This window comes from Actinosynnema sp. (assembly GCF_052038725.1).
In genome coordinates, this window is the sequence record NZ_JBQGCX010000430.1 from 1 (window position 1) to 3,560 (window position 3,560).

Consider the following 3,560-nt stretch of genomic DNA (forward strand, 5'->3'; position numbering starts at 1 on the left):
GGTCCCAGCGCTCCACGTCGTGCAGCCACAGCACCTCGCGCTGCGGCAGGGGCAGGGCCGCGACGGCGCGGTCGAGGTCGTCCCAGCAGGCCGGCGGCCACCAGGCCGACCAGCCGAGGGTCTCCCACGGGACCTCGCCGCCGGGGCCCGGTGCCGGGGCCGGCGGTGCCGGTGGCGGTGGCGGCGCCGGTCCGTGGTCCGCGGCGGCCCGGGCGTAGGTGACGAAGATGCCGGTCACCCACGCCCGCAGCGTGGTGTGCCAGGTGAACATGTCGAGCCCCGGCAGCGCGACCGTCCACGTGGTCGCGACGAGCGGGGCGACGGCGGGCCCGGGCACGTACAGCCGGCCGAGGCGGCGCATGGTGGGGTCGACGTGGGCGAGCAGCTCGTCGAAGGCCCGCCGGCTGCCGAGACGGACGCCCTCGTACAGGACGTCCTCGTCGGCCATGGGGTCATGGTCGTGCCGCCGGGTGGGCGGGCGCCAGCACTGCGGGGCTGAACCGTGGCGGTTCTGGCACCGGATGGGGCACCCGTCCGGACGATGCACCCCGGACGGCTCTGCCGGCACGGCACCAGCAGGGGTGGTGGACGTCGAGCGGCTGAACGGCGTGTTCGCGGCAGGGGGTCGGCTGCTGGGACATTGCTGAGGCGCCATGGAACGGCGTCACCCATTCGTGCTGCGAGAGCCTCAGGTCAGCGGGATTTCGGTCCTGGTGCCGCCTATGGTGCGTGAGACACCCGAGGGCAACCCATTGGAGAATGTCGTGTCGCTGGAAGTGGTGGCCTTGATCGTGGTCCCGCTCGTAGTCATCCCCTTGTTGTTCGTGGGGCTACTGGCCTTGATCAGGAAGCGAGCGGCTGCTCGTCGCGGCGAGCCTCTGGGCTGGAAGACGTCCGTCCAGTTCCGCCAGCCGCGCCGCCCGGAGAGAAGTTGACGGTCTACACCTGGCCGAGGCGGAACGTACTCCGGTAGCGATCGTCCACCGAACGGCCTGTCACCGGTCCGTTCGTCTGCTAGCGGAGTCACGTGACCTCTGAGGGGCTGCTCGCGTGGTCGATGGGAGCGACTCGACTCTGTACTGGAGGCCGCCGCGTCGCGAGCAGACGGCACCGGTCAACTTCGAAGTCAACGGTGTCGGGTTCCTGGTCTTGGCCGTGCTGGTCGTTCGACCGACTGCTCCCGCATGGTTCGCTTGGGCGGTCGGCCTCGCGGGGGCGTTGTTGCTGGGGATGGCCTTGCTGAGCTACCCGCGGGTGGGTGTCGTGGCAGATTCCAAGGGGTTGACGGTACGGAAGACACTGAGTTCGCGGAGGGTGCCCTGGGCCGACGTCGTGCGGCAGGCGCCCAAGGATGGCGCCATGGACGTGGCCCAGGTACTCGAATTGACGGACGGCCGCAGGCTGACGCTTCCGGGAGCCGTGCCGGCGGGCACTGTCGATCGTGGCGAGAGCAGCTCCGGAGTTGACTTCGCCAGGTCCGCCCCCGCTAACCGTTTGTGGATCGCCAGCCGGGATCGGCCGCTGGTTCCCGGCGGATCCCTCGGCCTACGTGTGATCCACCTGGCATGGCACGACCTGTGCGGCGTTGTGGGCGGCTTGCTCGATGCGCCACCACGTCGGCCCCCGCTTAGGATCCTCCTGCGCGGTGACAAGCATCGCGGTGAGCGCCGGTAGCGAGCCGGCGTAGCTGCGTGGAATGGCCTCGACCGGAGAGAGGTGCACGAGGTCATCCAGGCCGCAGGTGTGGTCGAGCGGCTGGGGTCGCGTCTTCCGCCAGCCGCGCGGTAGCCGCACGTCCAGATCCGCGGCCTTCGCTACGAAGTGGGATCGGTCCGCCTCGAACAGGACGAGGCGACACCACTCTCCTCCGACCTCGACGTGGTCGATCCGGAACGCTCCGCCTGCCATGGGCTCATGCTGCCGGAGGGTTGGTCCGGTAGGTGCGCGGTCGCAGATGCCGCATCCCACTAGGGATCGGTTCGTGAGACGTTGAGGGGAAGGGGGCCAGCTGGGCCTGGCCTTGCTACGCGCTAGGTGGACAGGCCAGCACGAGGTCACCTGCGGCCACCATGTGCGGGCTGATCAGATCGCGTGCCGCCTCTCGGGTTGCTAGATCGAAGCCCGGTTCCTCCACGGTCTTGGCCAACGGTGCGATGTAGGCCAAGACGGTCGGTCGCATGTCGCTCGGGGCCGCCGTCGCCAGGGCCTGAACTGCCCGGACGACTTCCTCCACCTCAGCTCTGGATGGGTCCGCCACAGCAGGGTCGGCGAGGGCTCCAACCAGTCTCACCGGATCCAGAAGGAGGACCGCGTCCGACTCTCGGAACCCTTGGCACATCTGCGCATTAGGGTCCGGCGCGCTCGCCGCAGACGTGCACCCGGGCAGGAGCACCAGGACTGTCAGGGCGGTGGCAACACGAACCTTCACACCCTGACATCGGTGGTGGGGCTCGTGGTCTTGAGGTCGGTCTTCAGACGGTTCGAGGCGTCCGATAGCCGACCCCTCACTGACACCGCTGGCTGTCAGGGCGGGCTGCCGAGGCGAAACCCGGCCCCGCGAGCCCCTGAGCGCATCGTCCGGCAGAGGATCGGTGTCCGGCGATGACAGTCCGAGCCTGATCGGCAACGCGGCGCCGATGACTGGGAGGTGATCAGCAGCATGCGTTGATGCCTTCAAGGTCGACCCGAGTGCTGAGTACTGTCATCGGGGTGGACTCAGGGCTTCGGCACAGCGCGTCTCTGGCGTGGACCTTCCGCTTCTTATGTGTCTTCTGCATCGGCCTGAGCGCGGCCGCCGCGGGGTTGGGGTATCCGTTGCTTGCCGTGGTGGGACTCTTCGGGGTGGTCGTCAACGGCCTACTGGCCCGGGAGCAGATGCGCCGTCAGCAATCAGCTCAGCAAGAGCACTGACACCAATCGGTAGGCGTTCCCCTGTGTGCGGACACCTCGCGGCGGTTGCGACGCCGCCGGTAGCCGCTTGTCAGCTGGGCATCCCCAGGTGACAACCCTGCCCCTCGCAAGTGACCGTCGTGCCAGGCTGCGGGCATGGTGGCCTGGATGCCCGGAACGGTGGTGGTCCTCGGGTGCGCCCTGGTGCTTGCCGGCTGCGGGAGCGGTAGCGGTGACGTTGCTGCCCCTAGCAGCGACGGCCTTGCTTGCGAGGGCGAGGAGCTCGCCACTTGGTCGCTGCACCTCAATCAGGACGGCTCGGCGGATCTTGCCGAGCTGGGCGACCGAGAGCCGGCGGCCGCCGTGGTCGAGGCAATGCCGGAATTGGTCGGTGCGCGGCTGGAGGTCGGCGAGGAGTCCCTCACAGGGGATCAGGCGTCGGTAGACGTCGTGGCGGACTTCGGCGCCGGGCCGCAGGTACGCGTTACCGCGACCCGGAGCGGCTCGGAGCCCTGGGTGGCCGACTCGGTCGAGGCGTGTTCGGAGGTCCTACCGCTCTCCGGCGGGTGACCTCGCCGCGCTCCGGCGCCGAAGGGTCAGGGCCCGGGCGAACGTCGAGACCGCTGAAGTAGTAGATGACACGCCAGCTGGCGCCGCGGCCGAGCCGTCCC

3 protein-coding genes and 1 pseudogene are annotated in these 3,560 nt (G+C 69.3%); 2 read left to right on the top strand and 2 right to left on the bottom strand.

The window, feature by feature from the left end; genetic code table 11:
* A partial coding sequence (locus ACTUAL_RS08710) for an RNA polymerase sigma factor (protein WP_440899892.1) occupies positions 1 to 448 on the bottom strand: 448 nt, incomplete at its 3' end.
* 782 nt (positions 449 to 1,230) lie between these two features.
* Between ACTUAL_RS08710 and ACTUAL_RS08715 the strand changes: the two are divergent.
* Positions 1,231 to 1,404: pseudogene (locus ACTUAL_RS08715) on the top strand (PH domain-containing protein); the annotation flags it as partial.
* A gap of 141 nt (positions 1,405 to 1,545) precedes the next feature.
* Here ACTUAL_RS08715 and ACTUAL_RS08720 read toward each other — a convergent pair.
* Positions 1,546 to 1,908, bottom strand: a complete 363-nt coding sequence (locus tag ACTUAL_RS08720; RefSeq protein ID WP_440899894.1) for a hypothetical protein — start codon at positions 1,906 to 1,908, stop codon at positions 1,546 to 1,548.
* A gap of 1,137 nt (positions 1,909 to 3,045) precedes the next feature.
* Between ACTUAL_RS08720 and ACTUAL_RS08725 the strand changes: the two genes are divergently transcribed.
* Positions 3,046 to 3,459, top strand: coding sequence for a hypothetical protein (locus ACTUAL_RS08725; protein WP_440899893.1), 414 nt, complete (start codon positions 3,046 to 3,048; stop codon positions 3,457 to 3,459).
* Positions 3,460 to 3,560: the final 101 nt, after the last annotated feature.